Raw genomic sequence first — 20,080 nt, forward strand, 5'->3', positions numbered from 1 at the left:
TCACGACTCCGCCGGACGGCGGAACCGCGTCTGTGGGTGCCGCCGGTTCGGCGGCGGGAGGAACGGCAGGTGGGCGTCGGTCGCCGGGTCGAGGGCCGCGCCGAGTGCCAGCAGGCACCCTGCCGTTCCGGTGGCGAGATCCATGGAGAGCCGCATCATCTGGTGGCCGGGGAAGGCCAGTTGGCCCTCATAAGCCATCGCGAACCAGCCGAGTCCGGCGATCTGCCCGGCCAGCCGGTCCGCGGTGGCGCCCGGCGTGGTGGTGCGGCTGAGGTGCAGGACCATTCCGGCGCGGCCCTGGAAGAGACCGGGCTGCGCGTAGAAGCGGGAGGTGGCCGCGGTGAGCACGCCGGAGCGGGCGGCCTCGAACTCTCCCGCGGTGTCCGGGGCGTGAGCCACGAGGTCGTCGAGGACCATGCCCAGCCCCGCGCTGCCGTCACCGAGGTAGGGCAGGGTCCGCCAGCCCTCGTCGACCTCCAGCTCCCCGCCCTCGCGGGTCACGCAGGACTCCAGGTCCCGGCGCAGGGCGACGGCCGCCGCCTCCAGCCATGCCGCCCGGCCGGTCCACTCGTACTGCCGCAGCATCAGCAGCGCGGAGCCCGTCGCGCCGCGCAGGAGTCCGGCGCGCCGCCGTGGTGTGGCCGGGAGCGGCTCGGTGAGCCGTCCGGCGAGGATCCGCGCGGCCTCGTCGGCCCGCTCGCGCAGCTCCGTCTCGCCGGTGGTGCGGGCCAGTTCGCCCAGGACGAGACCGAGTCCGGCCAGTCCGCCGTGCAGGTCGGAGGAGAGGTTCTGCCAGCGTTCCGCGAGGATGCCCTCGACCAGGTCCAGCGCCCGCTGCCGGTGGCCGAGCCGGTCCAGGACCAGGGCGACGCCCGCGAGCCCGTCGTACAGGCCGAGGGGCGTACCGACCGGAGCCGGAGCCGTCCGGGCCAGCAACCAGCGCTCGCCCTCCTCGTACCGCTCGGCGCCGATCGCGTCCAGCGCGTACAGCACCCCGGCCGCGCCGTGGGCGATGCCGAGCCCTCCGCCGTCGGAGAACTGGGCGACGTCGCCGGGGAAGAGCCGGTCCTCGCGCTCCGGGGTGGCCGAGGCGAGGATCGCCTTGACCATCGAGTCGCGGCTGTACGGCCAGTCGCCGGGGTCCACCGGTGAAGAGGGGGCGGCCACGGTACGGCCGGACACCTCCCGGGTGATCTCCGCGACCGCCTCGTCGAGGAACTCCCGCGGCACGTCCGGGAACTCCTGGGAGATCACCTCCGCCAGATGCGCCGCCTTCCCGCGGTCGACCACGAAGAGCGTGGTCACGGGCATGAACAGGGCCAGCCGCAGACAGGCCAGCGCATAGCGGTCGACATCGGCGCCCCGGCGGTCCGGCGGTGCGAAGAAGCCGGGGTGGGCGACGACCTGACGGCCGTTCTCCTCGGCGGGCGCCGCGGCCTCGAAGTCGAGCAGGAAGACCGACTCCTCGTCCGGGCCGACCATGATGTTGAAGACGTGCAGGTCGTTGAAGACGATGCCGCGCGCGTGCACCGCCGCGACGGCCTCCTCCACCCTGCGGTGGATGCGCAGCGCCCACGCCGTGTAGGAGGCGACGGCCCCCGGGTCGGGGTCCTGGACGAGCAGCGGATGCCGCTCCGCGAAGAACGAGTTGAGCGGACGGCCCTCGAGGAAGTCCATCACCAGGAAGCGGTGCCCGCCGAGTTCGAACCAGTCGCGCACCTCCGGGACCACCCCGGTCCCGGCGACCCGCTCCAGCGCCCGCTTCTCCCGCTCCAGACGGGCGACCGCGTCGGCGCCGTCCGAGGCCAGCCCCGCGTGCGGCCGGCCCTCCTTCAGCACGACCTTGCGCCCGTCGCGGGTGTCGGTGCCCGCGTACACACCGCCGCCGTTGGAGAAGTGCAGCGCCTTCTCGATGCGGTACGGCAGCTCACCGACCGTCGTGGTGTTGCGCGCGTCCAGATGCGGCTGCAGGAACGCCGGCAGCGTCACCCACTCCGGCACCTGGAAGGACGGCGACCGCCGGTCCGGCACCAGCCGCCCCTCGCCGTCCCGCACCGCCGGCACCAGCGAGCCCCGCTCGTCCACCACGAAGGAGCGCGCGAAGGCGCCGTAGCGGACGTACAGCGGACCCTCCCCCCAGCGCAGGTCCGTGAGGATGTACGGCCCCTCGAACCCCTCCAGCAGCGCGCCCAGCTCGCACAACACCTCGCGCAGCTGCTCCTCGTCGGCCGGATAGACGGTGACGAACTTGCCGCTGCCGTCCCGGGGCGCGTACTTCGTGTTGCGCAGGTGCAGCAGGTGCGGACCCGGCACGAACTTGAAGGGGACGCGCCGCTCGACGCAGTAGTCCCACACGATCCCGGCGATCTTCTCCGCGTTCGCCCGGGTGGCCGAGGCATGGATCTTCCAGCCCTGCGCCGGGCCGGGCAGCGGCTCGCCGTCCGTGCCGAGCGGCGTCATCGTCAGCCAGTCGCCGATCCGGGCCGCCTCCCAGCCCTCGGGCACCGGCCGGCCGGCCGTCTCGTAGAGGTGCGCGGCTGTCCCCTGCCCGCTCCCCGCCAGCCGGTCCGGCGTCTCGTAGAAATGCCGGTCGGCGAGCGCGTACACCTCGTACCGCTTGTCCATGCGTCCCCCTCCGTGACGGGCACCGAGCTTTCCAGCCAGGCGACGGGCACCAACAGTCATGGCTGTCACGAGACCACCGTGCGGAACGCATGCGTAAAGACATGTTCGATGCCGTTTCGATCGCGAGGTGGGGCGGCTCCACGGAATGGTCACAGGGGCTGCGCAGGTGTCTCATAAGCGCTGTAATGGCCAACGTGGTCAGTGAGGGCGCCCAGGCACGCGGAACGCGATCGCTGCGTGCCGAAGGTGCCCTCAGAGCGATCGCGATCGACCAGGAGTCACCCGAACGGGTGCGCCGCGTCCTCGAACAGGCTCTCGTCTTCGCCGGTGCGGCCTTCGTCGCCGTGTACGTGCCCAGCGAGGACGGTGAGCTGCTGTGCCTGGTGGAGTCGGCCGGGGTACCGCGGACGCTGTACGGGCTGCGCGACAGCTACCCCCGCAACGGCCGGTCCCCGGTCGCCGCGGCCCACCGCGACGGACGGCCGGTGTCGCTGGGGCCGCGGGAGCTCGCCGCGCACGTCCAGGCGCGACGCGTGCCCTCCCGGGAGTTCCACCTGGTGGCCCTGCCCGTACAGGGGGACGGCGGCGGCTGTCTCCTCGCCGTGAGCGAGCACCCCGACGGGTTCGACACCGAAGACCGCGAGTGCCTCGGACTCGTCTCCGACGCGGTCGCCTTCCCCACCCCGGCCGCGCCCACCGAGGGTGGTGAACTGCCACCGGGCGCCTTCACCCTCGCCATGGACAGCGGCCGCGTCCGGGTCGGCGACGACCTGCTGGACCTGTTCGGCCTCGACCCCGTGGAGTTCGACGGCCGGGTCGAGACGCTCCTGGGCCACACCGTGCCGGAGGACCTGCCCTCGCTGATGTCCGTGGTGGAGGCCGACCACATGTCGATCGGGGACCGGGAGCTGGAGTTCCGGGTGCTCCAGCCCGCCGGGCCGCCCAAGTGGCTCCGGCTGCGCGGGCGGCTCCTGCCCGGCGGGGAGGGCCGCCCCGCCCGGCTCGTCGGCACCGTCGCCGACGCCTCCACGCTGCGCTCCGACGTCACCGACGTGGTCCGCGTCCAGCGCCTGGCCGCCGCGCTGGCCACCGCCGTCACCGTCCGCGATGTCGGCAAGGCCGTGATCGCCGCGCTGCGCCGGCCCCTCAGGGCCGACCGGATCGCACTCGCCGAGCTGGAGGCCGACCGGCTGGTCGTCACCGTTCTCGATCCGCCCGAACCCGAGGCGTGGCCTGAGCTGTGGCGCGCGGAATGGCGTTCCGAGTGGCCCGACGCGCCCGTGCGCGCCATGCCGACCCTCGCCGCCGCCCTGCGCGAGGGCCGCGCCCGGATCTGGCCCGCCGGGAGCCCCTTGGAGCGCGCCTTGGCGGAGGTCGGCCCCGGCGGTCTGGCCGTCCTGCCGCTGCCCGCCGGTAACCGCATGGCCGGGATCTGCCTGATCGGCTGGGACAGCCCGCACGACTTCGGCTCCGACGAGCGTTCCCTGCTCACCGCCTGCGCGGGCCTCGCCGGACAGGCGCTCATGCGGGCCCGCGCCTTCGACGCCGAACACGAACTCGTCGGCATGCTCCAGCGCCAGCTCCTCCCGCGCCGCCTGCCCGCGCTGCCGGGCGCGATGGCCGTCGCCCGCTACCTGCCCAGCACCGCCGGGCTGGAACTCGGCGGCGACTGGTACGACGTCATTCCGCTGCCCGACAACCATGTGGCCCTCGTCATCGGCGACGTCCAGGGCCACAGCGCGGGCGCCGCCACCCTGATGGGCCAGATGCGGACCGCGCTGCGCGCCTACGCCGTCGAGGGGCACCCGCCGGACGTGGTGGTCGCGCACGCCAACCGGCTCCTCATGGACATGGACAGCGACCTGTTCGCCACCTGTGCCTACGTCGACATCGACCTGGAGGAGGGTGCCGCATGGTGCGTGCGCGCCGGGCACCTCCCGCCGGTACTGCGGTACCCCGACGGCACGACGGAGATCGCCGAGGCCGAAGGCGGCCCGCCTCTCGGCGTGATCACCCGGGCCGACTTCCCGATGAGCCCGCTGCGGCTCCCACCCGGCACCCTGATCGCCCTTGTCACCGACGGGCTCGTCGAGACGCCCGACGCCGACATCGACGAGGGCATGGACCGCCTCGCCGGGCAGCTGGCCGCCGCGGCCCCCGGCGACCCGGGGCTGGTCGCCGACGACCTCCTCGGCAACGCCCCGCGCAGCGACGACGTCGCCCTGCTCCTGCTGCGCTACGACGGCATGGAGCTGCGCCCGCTGCGGGAGAGCTGGACGGTGTGGCGGGTGCCGCAGGCGGTCGGGCACGCCCGCCGCTTCGCCCGGCGCACCCTGCGCTCCTGGGGCGTCACCGAAGACATCGACGCCGTCCTCCTCGTCGTCTCCGAACTCGTCACCAACGCCCTCGTCCACACCGACGGCCGGGTCCGCATGGACCTCACCCTCGTCAACAACCGCCTGCGCGTCGCCATCGCCGACGCCTCACCCCGCTCGCCGGTCCGGCCGACCAGCATCGGCTGGGAGGCCACGGGCGGCCGCGGCATTCTCCTCGTCGAGGCCCTCTCCGCGACCTGGGGCACCCTGCCGGTCAGCGGCGGCAAGCAGGTGTGGGCGGAGCTGGTGCTGGGGCGGTGAACGACTCTCCCGAGCACCGGGTGACCAGGCCGGATCACCGGGTACCCGGGCGGCGCAAGACGGAGAACCCGCAAGAGCCGAAGGAAGAGGAACGTCATGGCTCAGCATGTCCGCGACATCATGACCAGCGATCCGGCCACGGTCGAGCCGCAGACATCCGTCGCCGAGGTGGCCCGCATCATGCGCGACGAGGACCTCGGGGTCGTCCTGGTGACGGACGGCGACGATCTGCGTGGCGTGGTCACCGACCGTGACCTGGTGGTCCGGTCGATCAGCCAGGGCGGCGACCCCGAGCGGACCGCCGTGGCCGGCGCGTGCAGTGACGAGGTGGTCACCGTCAGCCCGGACGAGGACCTGGGCCAGGCGGTGGAGCTGATGCGCGAGCACTCCGTACGACGTATCCCGGTCGTCGACCACGGACGCCCCGTGGGCATCGTCTCCCTGGGGGACATGGCCATGGAACGGGACCCGGACTCGGCCCTTGGCGACATCAGCGCCGCCCGTCCCAACACCTGACACCCGCGCCGTTCCGCACGGTCCCGCGCACACCGGGCGCGGGACCGTCCTGTGTGCGCCCACGAACAGCCTCAGGGCGCAGGGAAGTTCGGCCGTCGCAGGTGCGCGGCGTCACGGTCCCGGGTTTGTTCGGTTTGTTCCGGGGGACTCGAACAAACAGCGGATGCAGAAGGAAGATGATGTGTCGTGACGACCATGGACACCAGTGACAAGCCCGTCCGTCGGCCCGAGACCGGCTGGTCGAGAGCACGCCGCCTGCGCGGCAAGGCCGCGCTGCGGACCTGCCTCCCCGCCGTCGAGGACCGGGCCGCCACCCGGCCCGCGCGCTCCGAGCCGGACTGGAACATCGTCAGGGGCGAGGACTGACGGTTCCCACGAGGCCGCGCGGTGACGAGCTGATCAACTCCGGGCGTCGACAACTGAAGAAGTGATGTTCACATCCGCCGGATCGGCACTAAGGTGAGCCGAATGAAGGCTCTCGTGCTGTCCGGCGGCGCAGGAACAAGACTGAGGCCGATCACACACACGTCGGCCAAACAACTGGTGCCAGTGGCCAACAAGGCCGTGCTCTTCTACGGGCTGGAATCGATAGCCGAGGCCGGCATCACCGACGTGGGCATGATCGTCGGGGACACGGCCGACGAGATCGAGGAAGCGGTGGGTGACGGGTCGAAGTTCGGCCTGAACGTCACCTACATCCCCCAGGAGCGGCCCCTCGGGCTGGCCCACGCGGTACTGATCGCCCGGGACTACCTCGGCGACGACGACTTCGTGATGTACCTCGGTGACAACTTCATCGTCGGCGGTATCACCGGCCTCGTCGACGAGTTCCGCGACAACCGGCCCGACGCCCAGATCCTCCTCACCCGCGTGGCCGACCCACGCGCCTTCGGCGTCGCCGAACTCGACCCGTCCGGCCAGGTCATCGGCCTGGAGGAGAAGCCCGACCAGCCCAAGAGCGATCTCGCCCTGGTCGGTGTCTACCTGTTCACCCCCCTGATCCACGAAGCGGTGCGCGCCATCGAACCGTCCTGGCGCGGCGAACTGGAGATCACCCACGCCATCCAGCACCTGATCGACTCCCGGGCGGACGTGCGCTGCACGGTCATCAAGGGCTACTGGAAGGACACCGGCAACGTCGGCGACATGCTCGAGGTGAACCGCACGGTCCTCGAAGGCATGGAACGGCGGATCGACGGCGACGTGGACGACGCCTCGGAGACCATCGGCCGCGTGGTCGTGGAAGAGGGCGCGCGGATCGTCAACTCCCGTATCGTCGGGCCCGCCGTCATCGGCTCGGGAACCCTCGTCAGCGACTCCTACGTCGGTCCCTTCACCTCCGTCGCCGAGAACTGCCGGATCACCGACAGCGAAGTCGAGTTCTCCATCGTGCTGCGGGACTCCTCGATCCAGGGCGTCGGCCGGATCGAGTCCTCCCTGATCGGCCGGCACGTCGAGGTGACCCCGGCCCCCAGTGTCCCCAGCGCCCACCGCCTCGTCCTCGGAGACCACAGCAAGGTGCAGATCACTTCATGAACGTCCTCGTCACCGGAGCCGCCGGGTTCATCGGCTCCCGCTACACCCGCCTCCTGCTCGCCCAGGACGCGCCTGACGCGCCGCACGTCACCGTGCTGGACAAGCTCACCTACGCCGGCACCCTCGACAACCTCGAACTCGATCACCCCCGACTGGAGTTCGTGCAGGGCGACATCTGCGACGCCGAGCTGGTCGACAAGCTCGTGGCCGACGCGGACCAGGTCGTGCACTTCGCCGCCGAGTCGCACGTGGACCGCTCGATCACCGGCGCCGCCGACTTCGTGCGCACCAACGTGCTGGGCACCCAGACCCTGCTGGACGCCGCCCTGCGCCACGGCACGGGCCCCTTCGTGCACGTCTCCACCGACGAGGTCTACGGCTCCATCGAGTCCGGCTCGTGGCCGGAGGACCACCCGCTGCGGCCGAACTCGCCGTACTCGGCCTCCAAGGCCTCCTCCGACCTGATCGCGCTGTCCTACCACCGCACCCACGGCCTGGACGTGCGCGTCACCCGGTGCTCCAACAACTACGGCCCGCACCAGTTCCCCGAGAAGGTCATCCCGCTGTTCGTCACCAACCTCCTCGACGGCCACAAGGTGCCCTTGTACGGCGAGGGCCGCAACGTCCGTGACTGGCTGCACGTCGACGACCACTGCCAGGGCATCGACCTCGTGCGCACCAAGGGCCGGCCCGGCGAGGTCTACAACATCGGCGGCGGCACCGAACTCACCAACAAGGAACTCACCGGCCTGCTTCTTCAGGCCTGCGGCGCGGACTGGGACCGGGTGGAGTACGTCGAGGACCGCAAGGGCCACGACCTGCGCTACTCCGTCGACTGGTCCAAGGCCCGTGACGAACTCGGCTACCGTCCGCTGCACGACTTCACAGGCGGCCTCGCCGACACCGTCGCCTGGTACCGCGACAACCGTGCCTGGTGGGAGCCCCTGAAGCGACGCGTCACCAAGGAGCGCGCATGAGGTGGCTGGTCACCGGCGCGGGCGGAATGCTCGGCCGCGACGTCGTCGAGGAGCTCACCCGGCGCGGCGAGGACGTGGTGGCCCTCGACCGGACGGCACTGGACATCACCCGCCCCGAGAGCGTCGACAGCGCCGTCGCGGACCACCGGCCCGGCCTCGTCGTGAACTGCGCCGCGTACACGGCCGTCGACGACGCCGAGACCGACGAGGCCCGCGCCCTGGAGATCAACGGCGAGGGGCCGCGCCTGCTCGCCCGGGCCTGCGCCGCCCGCGACGCCCGCCTGATCCACGTCTCCACCGACTACGTCTTCTCCGGCGACACCCGCACCGCCCCCTACCCGGAGGACCACCAGCCCGCCCCGCGCACCGCCTACGGCCGCACCAAACTGGCCGGGGAGCGGGCCGTCCTCGAGGAACTGCCCGGGCGAAGCGCGATCGTGCGCACCGCCTGGCTCTACGGGGCCCACGGGGCCAACTTCGTGCGGACCATGATCGGTCTCGAAGCCCGCCGCGACACCGTCGACGTCGTCGACGACCAGCGCGGGCAGCCCACCTGGAGCGCGGACGTCGCCGAGCGGATCGCCGACCTCGGCATCCGGCTCGGCCCTGACGCGCACGGCGTCTTCCACGCCACCAACTCCGGCGAGGCCACCTGGTACGAGCTGGCCCGCGAGGTGTTCTCCCTCGTCGGCGCCGACCCGGACCGGGTGCGTCCCACCAGCAGCGCGGCCTTCTCCAGGCCCGCGCCCCGGCCGGCGTACAGCGCCCTCGGCCATGACCGATGGCGGGAAATCGGTCTGAAGCCGATGCGGGACTGGAAGTCCGCCCTGCACGAAGCGCTGCCCCACACCCGCAAAGAGATGTCATGAGTGGCTCTTGAGTTTGTGACCTGTCGATCCGCCGGTCGTACGGAGCGCGCGCCCATAGGCGCCATGAAAGGAAACCTTCCACGATGTCGATTCGAGCAACTGTGAAGTCCGTAGTGGGCGAGAAGAACTGGAAGGCGCTGCGCCGCCTGAAGCAGCGCCTCTCGGGCAAGCCGGCCAAGCCGACCGGACTCGCCGCGATCTCCAACGACCTGAACAAGCTGGCCGTGCACTTCAAGACGGACAAGTGGGGAACGCACCGTTACACCCAGCACTACCAGCGCCATCTCCAGCACCTGAAGAACGAGAAGTTCAACCTGCTGGAAATCGGTATCGGAGGCTACAGCCGGTCCGGTCAGGGCGGGGCGTCACTGCGCATGTGGAAGGCCTTCTTCCCGAAGGCGCAGATTTTCGGAATGGACATCCATGACAAGTCGTTCGTCGACGAGGACCGCATCACGACGTTCATCGGTGACCAGTCCGATCCCTCGTCCCTGAACGCTGTCGCGGACAAGATCGGCGAGCTCGACGTCATCATCGACGACGGCAGCCACCGCAGCCCGCACGTGCTCACGACGTTCGCCACGCTCTTCCCCCGGCTCAAGGACGGTGGCATCTACGCCGTCGAGGACACGCAGTCGTCGTACTGGCCCGAATGGATGGGCAGTGAGGACCTCGACGCCCCGCACACCAGCATGGCGATGCTGAAGCGGCTGGCCGACGGGCTGAACTACGAGGAATTCGTGGACGAGAACTACCAGCCGACGTACACGGATCTCAACGTGGTCGGCGTGCACTTCTACCACAACCTGGTGATCATCGAAAAGGGCAGGAACGCCGAAGGCACCAACAAGAGGAGCGCGCTCAAGGAGCGGTACGGCAAGTCGAAATCCAAGTCCTGACACCGGCGGGTGAACCCGAAGGCGCCCTCGTGGCCGGCGGCTTGCTCCGCGGCCACGAGGGCGCCTTCTGGAATTCCGGGGAGTGATCTACCGGATCCGCGTGGAGTTGCAGTTCTTCACGACGTCACCGGCCTAGCCCCGGGGCCGCATGAGGTCACCGTCCTCCGGACTCGGCGCGGGGCATCACTCTTGCCCGGGCGGCGCGGAGCACGCGGCGTGCCCTGCGCGCCAGCCGCCGTAGGACGCCGGGACGCGGCACCGGCACCACCCGCACCCCGTCGGCCGTACCGCGCAGTGCCAGCGGCAGCGTCACGAAGCGCGGCTCGGCCGCCTCCGGGGCGAGACACAGTGCGGGCCGCCAGGTCCCGCGGGCCCGGGCGGAGGGCAGAGTCGCCACGAGCAGCGCACTGTCCTCGGGAGCCGGAGACAGCGTGCCGGGCACGTGCACGGACCTTCCCGACGAGGAGAGTCTCACCCGGACCGCGGTGTCGGCGGGGACGTGCAGCGGCAGCAGGGTGCTGAGCCGGTCGCCGGAAACGGTGGCATCCGCATGCTTCACGCTGCCCAGCCCGAGCCGCGTGCCGCGGGCGCCGGTGTCCAGGGCGAGGTTCCCGCGCGGCTTGGTCCAGTACGGCAGGACCGCGCGACCGCCGATGACCCCGGCGTGCGCGGCGGAGCTGCCCGCGTGCGGCACCGGGCCGAGCGGGCGTTCCTTGGTCCAGCCGCCCAGCTTGACCCGGACGACGGCGTCCCACACCCCGGTGCCGGGCAGGGACGCCGGGTCGACGGTGACCACGGCCCGCAGCACCAGCCGGACCCGGTCGCCGTCCCCGACGGGTACGGTTTCGCGGGTGAACTTCACCGGCTGGAAGTGCTGGGCCGAACTGGCGCGTTCACGCAGCAGCAGATCCGCGGTCGCGTGACCGAAGCGGGCGGCGGTTTCCGCCTCCACCCAGGCGATGGCCTCCTCGACGTCCTTCGGGGCGTCATCGAGGGGCACGCTCGCGCTGTCCGCGGGGAACGTCATGGGCTCACCGGCCGAGGCGTACTCTGCTGAGAACTCGATCCGCAGCGCACCTTCCCGCCACGCCACGGTGTGCGGTGTGGAAGCCAGGGCGATGGAGTTCTCCCACTCCGCGAAGGCCACGACATCGTCGACCCGGTCGGCCGCGGTCAGCGCCGCGACGACTTGCTGGGTCGGCTGCAGCCCGGCCGCGACGCCGGGTCCGAAGCGCTCCACGACGACCGAGTGGATCTCCCGGAAAAGCTCCCGGCGGTAATCGTCGGGCAGCGTGAGGAGACGCCGGCCGCGCAGCCGTTCCACCATCTCCACGCGCAGCCAGCGCCGGAAGAGCCGGTCGCGCACGGGGCCGGGCTCGGTGTACTTCTCGACTACGTCGAGGGCCTCGCGCAGGTTGCCGAAGTACCCGACGGGATCGAAGCGTTCGAAGCCGGCGTTGGAGCCGTCGTCGCGCCGGATGTGGTAGTAGCAGACATAGTCGCTGAGCACGGAGACGTTCTCCGCCCGCAGGTACGCCTCAGCGATGAAGACGTGGTCCTCCAGGCGCCGCCTGCCCTCGGGAAAGCGCAGGCCGACGCGGTCCAGGAAGGCCCGCCGGATCATCTTGTGCGGGGTGAGGCTGTCGATGAGCGGCGCGTTGCCGACGGTGGCGCGCGGGTGGTTGCGGCGGAACAGTTCCACCGGCACCCCCCGGCCCTTGCCGGCCATCTTGCCCACCACGACATCGGCGCCGTTGGCCACGCCGTAGTCGTACATCCGCTCCAGCGCCTCGTCGCCCAGGTAGTCGTCGTTGTCGACGAACATGACGAACTCGCCCCGGGAGGCATCGATGCCGACGTTGCGGGGCTTGCCCGACCAGCCGGAGTTCTCCTGGTGGATGACCTTCATCCGGGGGTCCTCCGCGGCCAGCGCGTCCAGCCGGGCCGGGGTATCGTCGGTCGAGCCGTCGTCGACGAAGATCACCTCGTACTCGTCGGGAGGCAGCGACTGCCTCTGCAGCGAGGCGATGCAGTCCTCGATGTAGATCCCCGGGTTGTACACGGGGACGATGACGCTTACCTTGACCGGCATCGGGTTTCCGGGCCCCTTCGGGTCGCTTGCCGTAGACGTCCTGCCTTACTGCTTGTCGCCTGATGCTAACCCGGTCGAGAATGCCCCCCACCTTTCGAGACCGGCCCGTGATCATCCCGGGCGGCGGGGCAACTGAGCCGCTCCGTCTGTCTGTTCGCGGTCAAATGGGTTCCCTGGCGGATCGGCCGGCGGCCCTTACGCTTGAATGGTGCGACTGCTCCTCATGTCCGACACCCACCTCCCGAAGCGGGCCAGGGAACTGCCGGCGCCGCTGCTGGCCGGACTTCCCCGGGCCGACGTGGTGTTCCACGCCGGCGACTGGGTCGACACGGCCACCCTCGACCTGCTGGAGGAGCGCTGCCGCAGGCTCGTCGCCGTGTACGGCAACAACGACGGCCCGGACCTGCGCGCCCGGCTGCCCGAGGTGGCGTACGTGGAACTCGGCGGGCTGCGCTTCGGCGTGATCCACGAGACGGGCCCCGCCCAGGGCCGGGAGCAGCGCTGCGCCGCCCGCTTCCCCGGCCTCGACGTGCTGGTCTTCGGCCACAGCCACATCCCCTGGGACACCACGGCGTCCACGGGCCTGCGCCTGCTCAACCCGGGCTCCCCGACGGACCGCCGCCGGCAGCCCCACTGCACGTACATGACCGCCACCGTCGCCGACGGCCTGCTCACCGACGTCCGACTGCACCGGTTGCCACCCCGCTCACCGTAGGGAGCCTCGATCTCGCCGCCTCACCGGTGATCACGGCTGCGGGCGGCGTGCCGGAGTCCGGGGAACTCAGCGGGCGCGCGGCCGGCCGAGCGAAAACTTACTCCGGAGTCAGAGGTGTTGACGGTGTCCTGATATCGCCGGACTGTAGTGGACATGACGACTATCCGAGTACGTCTGCTGGTTGTCCTGGCTGTCCTCTTCGGCTCCCTGTCGGTGGCGGGCGTCCCGCCCGCCACCGCCGCGCCCCGTGACGGCTCCCTCTGGTTCGACGACCCGGCCGTCACGGTGCGGAACGGCCGCTTCACCGACGCCCACGGCCGAGAGATCGTGCTGCGCGGCTACAACGTCTCCGGCGAGACCAAGCTGGCGGAGAACGGCGGCCTCCCCTTCGCCTCGGTCGCGGACGCGCGCACGTCAGCGACCGCGCTGCGCGCCCTCGGCGGCGGAAACACCATTCGCTTCCTGCTCTCCTGGGCGTACGCCGAGCCCGAGCGCGGCAGGACGGACACGGCCTACCTGGCCGCCGCCACCGACCAGATGAAGGCCTTCCTCGACGCCGGAATCCGCGTCTACCCCGACTTCCACCAGGACCTCTACTCCCGGCACCTGTTCGACGCCGACAGCTGGTACACGGGTGACGGCGCCCCCAAGTGGGCGGTGGAGGCGGGCGACTACCCCGACGAGTCCTGCGGGATCTGCCTCTTCTGGGGCCAGAACATCACCCAGAACGAGGCCGTGAAGCGGGCGTCGTACGACTTCTGGCACAACGCGCACGGCGTGCAGGACGCCTTCCTCGCCACCGCGGAGAAAACCATGGCGTACGTGCGACAGCACCTGAGCGCCGACCAGTTCAAGGGCGTCGTCGGCTTCGACCCGTACAACGAGCCGCACGCGGGCGTCCATGACTCGGGGCAGACCAGCCGGGCCTGGGAGAAGGACGTGCTGTGGCCGTTCTACGAGAAGTTCCGGGCCCGCATGGACGCGGCGGGCTGGCGTGACAGGCCCGCGTTCGTCGAGCCGAACCTGTTCTGGAACGCCAACCTCGATTTCCAGCGGCAGGAAGGCGGTCTGCTCGACGCCGGCGAGCTGGGGCCGCGCTACGTCTTCAACACGCACTTCTACGACCAGAAGGCCATCTCCGGCGTCTTCATGTGGGGCAAGGCGGCCGACGGCCAGTACACGGGCGACTTCCGCACGGTCCGTGACCGGGCCGCCGCCGCGCGGACGGCCGCCGTGGTCAGCGAATTCGGGCACCCGCTCGCGGGCACCGTTTCCGACAAGGCACCCACCGTCCTCAAGGCGATGTACCAGGCCCTCGACTCAAGGCTGAAGGGCGCCGACTGGTGGTCCGACCCGGCGGCCTCGGGGCCGGTGCTCTCCGGCTCCCAGTGGCAGTGGGACATCTACAACGGCCGCCACCGAGAGCTGATGAACGGCAACCCCGGCAAGGTCCGCACCGAAGGCGACGCCTGGAACGACGAGGACCTGTCCGCCGTACGCCTCGACGACTCGGGCAAGCCCGTGCTGCGCCAGGACGCCCGGCTCCTGGACCGTCTGTACCCGAGCGCCACGGCCGGTACGACCGTCGGCTTCACCTACGAGGACCGCTCCCGGGACGGCTCGACGACCCTCACCTGGAATCCCGTGCCGAGCTCACTGCCCACCGTGCGCCACCTCGTGGGCTCAGGTCAGTACGGGCTGCTGCTGTGGCGCTCGAACGGCGGCTCGGCGCCCACCGAGCTGCACCTGCCGGCGAGCTTCCCGACCGCTTCCACCACCGTCGTCTCGGACCTGGGCACGGTCCACGCGCCGCCCGCGTACACCGCGACGACCCCGGTCGGGGTGGCCGAGGAGCCGGGCGGCACGGGAAGCCGCCGCCTGCTGCTCACCGCGCGCGACTCGGGAGTCCTGCACTACGCGCTGGTGACCAACGGGGCGGCGGCTGTCTCGGCGGATCTGCTCGCCGCCGCCCGCACCGAGCTGGCGGCCTGGGCGGCGAAGGAGGTCAGCCGGCGGACGGACTAGACCAGTCGGCGGCCACGTGGCCGATGCGGACACGCTGCGGGTGGTCGCCGACCGGCACGGACACGACCTTCTTCCCGGTGGCGAAGTCGATGGCCGTGACCTGGTCGGTGCCGCTCTCGGAGACGACGCAGGACCTGCCGTCACCGCTGACCGTGGCCCAGTAGGGCTTCGAGGCGGTGACGAGCGGGCCCTCCTTCAGGGTGGTGCGGTCGACGACCGTGGCGTAGTCGTCCATCGTGCCCGCGACGCACAGCTTGCCGCCGTCAGGGCTCATCGAGATGCCGTGGTGACGCGAGTCGTTGACGAACGTGGTGCGGTCGTCGCTGGTCGCGGGGTTCTTCGGCAGGGTCTTCGTGCGGGTGATCTTCCCGGTCGCGATGTCGTACTCGAAGAAGCCGTTGAAGAACGACACCTGGAAGTACAGCTTCGACTCGTCCGGCGAGAACACGGCCGGCCGGACGGCGTCGGAGTGGTCCTTGAGGCCGAGCGCGTCGAGCTGCGGGCGCATGTCGATGACCTTGACCTGCTTGAAGGTCGTCGCGTCGACGACGGTGACGCGACGGTCGCCCTTCGTCCAGTCCAGCCACGGGGCGTCGGTCTGCGTGTTCACGTCGCCGATCGCCATGTTGTAGAGGTACTTGCCGTCCTTCGTGAAGATGTTCTCGTGCGGCTTGTCGCCGGTGGCGAACCTGCCCAGCTCCTTGCCGGTGACGATGTCCAGCACGTGCACCGTGTTCGAGGTCGAGGCCGACACCGCGACCCGCTTGCCGTCGGGGGAGACCGCCATGTGGTCGGAGCGGTAACCGGACACCGGGAAACGCCAGTTGATCCGCCCGGTGGCGACGTCGAGGGAGACGACGTCGGCGAAGCTCGGCCGGGAGACCACCACCGACGCACCGTCCGGCGTGGAGTACATGTCGTCGACGAACTGGTCGTGTCCCTCGCCGACGGTGTTGCGGATCGTCATGAAGGCGATCCATCTGATCGGGTCGGCGTTGATCTCCGCCATCCGCTCGTCCTTGTCGGGGATGACGTTGATCCGGCCGATCTTCCCGAAGTCGCCGGTGGACTTGATGACATCGGCGGTGCCGTCCCAGTTGTTGCCCACGAACAGCACCTCGCGCAGCGTGGCGGAGGCGCCCGGGGAGTCCGCCTGGGCGGCGGTCGCGGGAACGGCGGCGGTCAGCGCGAGGGCGGCGGTCAGGGAGCACAGGTGCCGTCGTCGGAAGACGGGCATGGCTGATCCCTCCTGGGAGGTGGGGTGAGGAATCTGAACACACGTGCTTTCAGAGTTAACTTACTGCAAAGTAAGGAAGGCGTGCCCTTCTCCACAAGACCGTGTGCACGACAAAATCGAGCCGACCGTGGATGGATGTCCGGGTGGATGTCCGAAGCTTGGAGGGGGAGCCGGTGCCGGGCCGACTCAGAGCGCCGACCGGCCGCTACGGCGGCAAGACCGCCGAGGAGCGGCAGGCCGAGCGGCGCCGGAGGTTCCTCGACGCCGCGCTCCGGCTGTTCGGCGACGCCCCGGGTTTCCGCTCCACCACGGTGGCGGCGCTCAGCGAGGCCGCCGGGCTCTCCACCCGTCAGTTCTACGAAGAGTTCCGCACCCTCGAGGACGTGCTCGCCGCGCTGCACCTCCAGGTCAACGACTGGGCCGAATCAGCGGTCCTGGAGGCGGCGGCCGGAGCGGCGGACCTGCCGCTCGTCGAGCGGGCCACCGCGATCTTCCGCGCCTACGCCGCGAACGTCACCGGCGACCCGCGCCGGATCCGCATCACCTTCGTCGAGATCATCGGCGTCAGCCCGCGCCTGGAGGAACAGCGGCTCGCCCGCAGGGCCGGCTGGGTCGACCTCATCTGCGCCGAGGCCCAGGCGGCGGCCGCGCGCGGGGAGGCGGCACCCCGCGACTACCGGCTCGCCGCGACGGGCTTCATCGGTAGCGTCAACGGCCTGCTCCACGACTGGAGTGCCGGCTGGGTCGAGGCGACGCTGGACGAGGTCGTCGACGAACTGGTGCGGCAACTGGTCGGAATCCTGCGGCCGCCGGGGTGGAGCCCCGAGCGGTGAGTCAGGGCCGCGTGCGTCCCCCGGTCGGGTGCGCCCCGGGGAAGGCCCGCCGGTAGTCGCCGGGCGACACCCCCAGGTGCTTGAGGAAGTGGTGCCGGAGGTTGTTGGCCGTGCCGAGGCCGCTGAGCTCGCCGACCTTCTCGATCGGCAGGCCGGTCGACTCCAGCAGCGACCGGGCACGCCCGAGCCGCTGGTCGAGCAGCCACTGCAGGGGAGTCGTCCCGGTGGACGCCTGCAGCCGCCGGTAGAACGTACGCGGGCTCATCGCGGCCCGCCGCGCCAGATCCGCGACCGTCAGCGGCCGGTCCAGGTTGGCCCTCGCCCAGTCGAGGACCGGAGCCAGTGCGTCGTCGTCGCCGGTCGGCACCGACACCTCGATGAACTGCGCCTGCCCGCCCGGCCGGTGGGCGGGAACCACCATGCGGCGCGCCAACTGGTTGGCCACGTGCGCGCCGAGATCGCGCCGCACCAGGTGCAGGCAGAGGTCGAGGCCGGCGGTCAGCCCCGCACTGGTGAGCACATCGCCTTCGTCCACGTACAGCACCGACGCGTCGACCTGTACCTTCGGGTACCGCTCCGCCAGTTGGGCGGTGTGCATCCAGTGGGCGGTCGCGCGCCGACCGTCGAGCAGCCCCGCCTCGGCGAGTGCGAAGGCACCGGTGCACAGGGACACCATGCGCGCGCCGGCGTCATGGGCCCGGCGCAGGGCGGCGACCAACTCCCACGGCAGCGGCCTGCCCTCGTCCACGCACGGGTCGGGTACCGAGGGCACGATGACGGTGTCGGCACCGACCAGGTCGTCCAGTCCGTAGCGCGTACGCAGACTCAGCCCGTGCCCGTCCGCCGCGCCGCCCCCCTCCACGGCTCCGGTCCCGCACAGCCGCAGGTCGTACCAGGGATCGGCGAGATCGGGCTGCGGCTTGCCGAACACGGTGCAGGGGATGCTCAGTTCGTACAGATCCCATGAAGGGACCCCGATCTCCTCGGTCACGACCACGGCGACAGACCCGGCACTCATGTCCCGCAGCCTATGGCAGGAATTTGGTGGAGTGTGTCATCCCTGTCACTGTTCCCGTCCTCCGCGTCCTGCGAACGTGATCATCCGTCACCTACCGACGTTGCACGAGGAGTTGGGCATGAACGCAGAACACCAGGCCGTCACCGTACTCGGACTGGGCTCGATGGGCTCGGCACTGGCCGCCGCGCTCCTGGACCGGGGCCATCCGACCACCGTCTGGAACCGCTCGAAGGACAAGGCCCTGCCCTTGGTCGAGCGAGGTGCCCGCCTGGCCGCCACCCCGCGGGAGGCGGTCGCCGCTGCCCCGCTGACCATCGCCTGCGTGCTGGACTACGAGGCGCTGTACACCGTCCTCGACCCGGCCGCCGGCGACCTTGCGGGCAGAACCCTGGTGAACCTCACCTCCGGCTCTCCCGAACAGGCCCAGGAAGCCGTCAAGTGGGCCCACTCCCATGGGGCCGACTACCTCGACGGCGCCATCATGACCACACCGCCCGGCGTCGGCGACCCCGCCATGATGTTCCTCTACAGCGGCTCCCGGGAGGTCTTCGACACCCACCGTCCCACCCTGGCGACCCTCGGCGACCCCCTCCACCTGGGTACCGACCCGGGTCTCGCCTCCCTCTACGACGCCGCGTTGCTCGGCCTGATGTGGTCCACCATGACCGGCTGGCTGCACGGCACCGCACTGGTCGCCGCCGAGCGGACACCCGCCACCGACTTCACCCCCGTCGCGACGCGCTGGCTGGACACCGTCGCCCGCTTCCTCACCACGTACGCGCCCCAGGTGGACGCCGGCCGCTACCCGGGCGACGACGCCACGGTCGACGTGCAGATCGCGGCCATCGACCACCTCATCCACGCGGCGGCGGCCCGGGGCGTCGACAACGCGCTGCCCGAGCTCCTGAAGACCGCCATGGAGAAGGCCAGTGCCGCCGGACACGGGCAGGACAGTTACGCCAGCCTGATCGAAGTGCTGAGGAATCCCGCCGGCACCGGGTCCTGACGCCGGCCTAGACCGACACCAGCACCACGAGGTTCGTCGCGACCACCAGCACGAACCCCAGCAGCAGACCGGCCAGGAGCCGCATGCGGAACCCGCGGTACGCCGCCTCGTACTCGCTCCGCAGTTCCGCACCGCGCCGCACCGTCCGCTGCCACGAGGCCCGGGTGAGGGCGAGGTGCTCCGCCGCGAACCGCCGCTCCACCTCGCGGCGTTGCGCCTCGGTCAGCCACTCGAGCCCGGCGGTGAAGCGCGCAGCGGTCGTGCGGGCCTCCTCGCGTGCGGCGGCGGCGAGCAGGTGGCCCTCGACCTCGTTGTGGAACGCCCGCATGTCCGCGGGGAGACCTTCCATGGCGGTCACCGGAGCGTCAGCTCCCGCTCGGCCGCGACGCCCGCGTGGTGCAGGTCGAACGCCGGGGACTCGCTGCGGATCCTGGGGAGAGCGACGAAGTTGTGGCGGGGCGGTGGGCAGGAGGTGGCCCACTCCAGGGAGCGGCCGTAGCCCCACGGGTCGTCGACGCCGACCGGCTTGCCGTACTTGGCCGTCTTCCACACGTTGTAGAGGAAGGGCAGCATCGACATGCCGAGCAGGAAGGAGAAGACGCTCGACACCGTGTTGAGCGCCGTCAGGCCCTCCACCGCCAGGTAGTCGGGGATCCGCCGCTGCATACCCTGAGCGCCCAGCCAGTGCTGGACCAGGAACGTGCCGTGGAAGCCGGTGAACAGCGTCCAGAAGGTGATCTTGCCGAGGCGCTCGTCCAGCATCCTGCCGGTGAACTTCGGCCACCAGAAGTGGAAGCCGGAGAACATGGCGAAGACGACGGTGCCGAAGATGACGTAGTGGAAGTGGGCCACCACGAAGTACGAGTCGGACACGTGGAAGTCGATCGGCGGCGAGGCCAGCAGCACGCCCGTGAGACCGCCGAACACGAACGTCATCAGGAAGCCGGTCGCCCACAGCATGGGCGTCTCGAACGACAGACTCCCGCGCCACATGGTGCCGATCCAGTTGAAGAACTTCACACCGGTCGGGACGGCGATGAGGAACGTCATGAAGGAGAAGAACGGCAGCAGCACACCGCCGGTGACGTACATGTGG

At 70.8% G+C, this 20,080-nt stretch carries 17 protein-coding genes; 11 read left to right on the forward strand and 6 right to left on the reverse strand.

All coding sequences use genetic code 11. The annotated features are described in order from the left end of the window. Window positions 1-2,625: a class III lanthionine synthetase LanKC gene (lanKC, locus tag IE97_RS0130925; protein ID WP_037845019.1), complete on the reverse strand. Its 2,625-nt coding sequence runs from the start codon at window positions 2,623-2,625 to the stop codon at window positions 1-3. Window positions 2,626-2,810: 185 nt separating this feature from the next. Between lanKC and IE97_RS0130930 the strand changes: the two genes are divergently transcribed. From IE97_RS0130930 to IE97_RS0130960, 7 genes are all read left to right on the forward strand, one after another. Next, the gene (locus IE97_RS0130930; RefSeq protein WP_030247734.1) at window positions 2,811-5,261 is read left to right on the forward strand and encodes a SpoIIE family protein phosphatase; all 2,451 of its coding nucleotides are present in this window, start codon (window positions 2,811-2,813) and stop codon (window positions 5,259-5,261) included. A gap of 96 nt (window positions 5,262-5,357) precedes the next feature. Continuing rightward, a complete protein-coding gene (locus IE97_RS0130935; RefSeq protein WP_030247736.1) occupies window positions 5,358-5,777 on the forward strand; it encodes a CBS domain-containing protein in 420 nt (139 codons plus the stop codon). A 186-nt stretch (window positions 5,778-5,963) separates the two neighbouring features. After that, a complete protein-coding gene (locus IE97_RS38790; protein ID WP_037837401.1) occupies window positions 5,964-6,143 on the forward strand; it encodes a hypothetical protein in 180 nt (59 codons plus the stop codon). Window positions 6,144-6,245: 102 nt separating this feature from the next. After that, window positions 6,246-7,313 (forward strand): glucose-1-phosphate thymidylyltransferase, encoded by a 1,068-nt coding sequence (locus IE97_RS0130945; RefSeq protein WP_030247739.1) that lies wholly within the window; start codon window positions 6,246-6,248, stop codon window positions 7,311-7,313. Next, on the forward strand, window positions 7,310-8,290 hold the full coding sequence (gene rfbB / locus IE97_RS0130950) for a dTDP-glucose 4,6-dehydratase (protein ID WP_030247741.1): 981 nt from the start codon (window positions 7,310-7,312) through the stop codon (window positions 8,288-8,290). Before IE97_RS0130945 ends, rfbB begins: the two co-directional genes overlap by 4 nt. Next, a complete protein-coding gene (gene rfbD, locus IE97_RS0130955; RefSeq protein WP_030247743.1) occupies window positions 8,287-9,159 on the forward strand; it encodes a dTDP-4-dehydrorhamnose reductase in 873 nt (290 codons plus the stop codon). Before rfbB ends, rfbD begins: the two co-directional genes overlap by 4 nt. 83 nt (window positions 9,160-9,242) lie before the next feature. Beyond that, the gene (locus IE97_RS0130960) at window positions 9,243-10,058 is read left to right on the forward strand and encodes a class I SAM-dependent methyltransferase (protein ID WP_051705180.1); all 816 of its coding nucleotides are present in this window, start codon (window positions 9,243-9,245) and stop codon (window positions 10,056-10,058) included. 154 nt (window positions 10,059-10,212) lie between these two features. Here IE97_RS0130960 and IE97_RS0130965 read toward each other — a convergent pair whose 3' ends face one another. Continuing rightward, window positions 10,213-12,150 carry a glycosyltransferase family 2 protein gene (locus tag IE97_RS0130965; RefSeq protein WP_030247748.1) on the reverse strand — a complete coding sequence of 646 codons (1,938 nt, stop codon included), beginning with the start codon at window positions 12,148-12,150 and terminating at the stop codon, window positions 10,213-10,215. A gap of 208 nt (window positions 12,151-12,358) precedes the next feature. Here IE97_RS0130965 and IE97_RS0130970 point away from each other — a divergent pair, with 208 nt between their 5' ends. Together IE97_RS0130970 and IE97_RS0130975 are read left to right on the forward strand one after the other, a co-directional pair. After that, the gene (locus tag IE97_RS0130970) at window positions 12,359-12,865 is read left to right on the forward strand and encodes a metallophosphoesterase family protein (protein WP_030247749.1); all 507 of its coding nucleotides are present in this window, start codon (window positions 12,359-12,361) and stop codon (window positions 12,863-12,865) included. A gap of 153 nt (window positions 12,866-13,018) precedes the next feature. After that, entirely contained in the window at window positions 13,019-14,890 is a 1,872-nt protein-coding gene (locus IE97_RS0130975; RefSeq protein WP_030247751.1) for a cellulase family glycosylhydrolase, read from the forward strand. Here IE97_RS0130975 and IE97_RS0130980 read toward each other — a convergent pair. Beyond that, entirely contained in the window at window positions 14,871-16,127 is a 1,257-nt protein-coding gene (locus IE97_RS0130980) for a PQQ-binding-like beta-propeller repeat protein (protein WP_030247754.1), read from the reverse strand. The genes IE97_RS0130975 and IE97_RS0130980 overlap by 20 nt on opposite strands. Before the next feature lie 173 nt (window positions 16,128-16,300). Between IE97_RS0130980 and IE97_RS0130985 the strand changes: the two genes are divergently transcribed. Continuing rightward, window positions 16,301-16,960, forward strand: coding sequence for a TetR/AcrR family transcriptional regulator (locus IE97_RS0130985; RefSeq protein WP_030247755.1), 660 nt, complete (start codon window positions 16,301-16,303; stop codon window positions 16,958-16,960). Between the two features lies 1 nt (window position 16,961). Here the strand turns inward: IE97_RS0130985 and IE97_RS0130990 are convergent, their stop codons facing one another. Then, window positions 16,962-17,957: a GlxA family transcriptional regulator gene (locus IE97_RS0130990; protein WP_420706152.1), complete on the reverse strand. Its 996-nt coding sequence runs from the start codon at window positions 17,955-17,957 to the stop codon at window positions 16,962-16,964. A gap of 139 nt (window positions 17,958-18,096) precedes the next feature. On the opposite strand from IE97_RS0130990, the gene IE97_RS0130995 reads away from it, so the two are divergent. After that, a complete protein-coding gene (locus tag IE97_RS0130995; RefSeq protein ID WP_030247759.1) occupies window positions 18,097-18,984 on the forward strand; it encodes an NAD(P)-dependent oxidoreductase in 888 nt (295 codons plus the stop codon). 7 nt (window positions 18,985-18,991) lie between these two features. On the opposite strand, the gene IE97_RS0131000 is transcribed toward IE97_RS0130995, so the two are convergent. Together IE97_RS0131000 and IE97_RS0131005 are read right to left on the reverse strand one after the other, a co-directional pair. Next, window positions 18,992-19,333 (reverse strand): hypothetical protein, encoded by a 342-nt coding sequence (locus tag IE97_RS0131000; RefSeq protein ID WP_234310777.1) that lies wholly within the window; start codon window positions 19,331-19,333, stop codon window positions 18,992-18,994. Between the two features lie 5 nt (window positions 19,334-19,338). Then, window positions 19,339-20,080: cytochrome c oxidase subunit I (locus IE97_RS0131005; RefSeq protein WP_037845037.1), on the reverse strand; the 742-nt coding region annotated here is incomplete at its 5' end.

This window comes from Streptomyces sp. NRRL S-455, from assembly GCF_000717875.1.
GTDB lineage: Bacteria > Actinomycetota > Actinomycetes > Streptomycetales > Streptomycetaceae > Streptomyces.

What these genes read in the sequence shown, in the direction of transcription:
- IE97_RS0130930 (WP_030247734.1), top strand. Translation starts at nt 2,811, where the DNA reads ATGGCCAACGTGGTCAGTGAGGGCGCCCAGGCACGCGGAACGCGATCG.
- IE97_RS0130975 (WP_030247751.1), top strand. Translation starts at nt 13,019, where the DNA reads ATGACGACTATCCGAGTACGTCTGCTGGTTGTCCTGGCTGTCCTCTTC.
- IE97_RS0130945 (WP_030247739.1), top strand. Translation starts at nt 6,246, where the DNA reads ATGAAGGCTCTCGTGCTGTCCGGCGGCGCAGGAACAAGACTGAGGCCG.
- IE97_RS0130995 (WP_030247759.1), top strand. Translation starts at nt 18,097, where the DNA reads ATGAACGCAGAACACCAGGCCGTCACCGTACTCGGACTGGGCTCGATG.
- IE97_RS0130980 (WP_030247754.1), bottom strand. Translation starts at nt 16,127, where the DNA reads ATGCCCGTCTTCCGACGACGGCACCTGTGCTCCCTGACCGCCGCCCTC.
- IE97_RS0130935 (WP_030247736.1), top strand. Translation starts at nt 5,358, where the DNA reads ATGGCTCAGCATGTCCGCGACATCATGACCAGCGATCCGGCCACGGTC.
- IE97_RS0130960 (WP_051705180.1), top strand. Translation starts at nt 9,243, where the DNA reads ATGTCGATTCGAGCAACTGTGAAGTCCGTAGTGGGCGAGAAGAACTGG.
- rfbD (WP_030247743.1), top strand. Translation starts at nt 8,287, where the DNA reads ATGAGGTGGCTGGTCACCGGCGCGGGCGGAATGCTCGGCCGCGACGTC.
- IE97_RS0131000 (WP_234310777.1), bottom strand. Translation starts at nt 19,333, where the DNA reads ATGGAAGGTCTCCCCGCGGACATGCGGGCGTTCCACAACGAGGTCGAG.
- rfbB (WP_030247741.1), top strand. Translation starts at nt 7,310, where the DNA reads ATGAACGTCCTCGTCACCGGAGCCGCCGGGTTCATCGGCTCCCGCTAC.
- IE97_RS0130965 (WP_030247748.1), bottom strand. Translation starts at nt 12,150, where the DNA reads ATGCCGGTCAAGGTAAGCGTCATCGTCCCCGTGTACAACCCGGGGATC.
- lanKC (WP_037845019.1), bottom strand. Translation starts at nt 2,625, where the DNA reads ATGGACAAGCGGTACGAGGTGTACGCGCTCGCCGACCGGCATTTCTAC.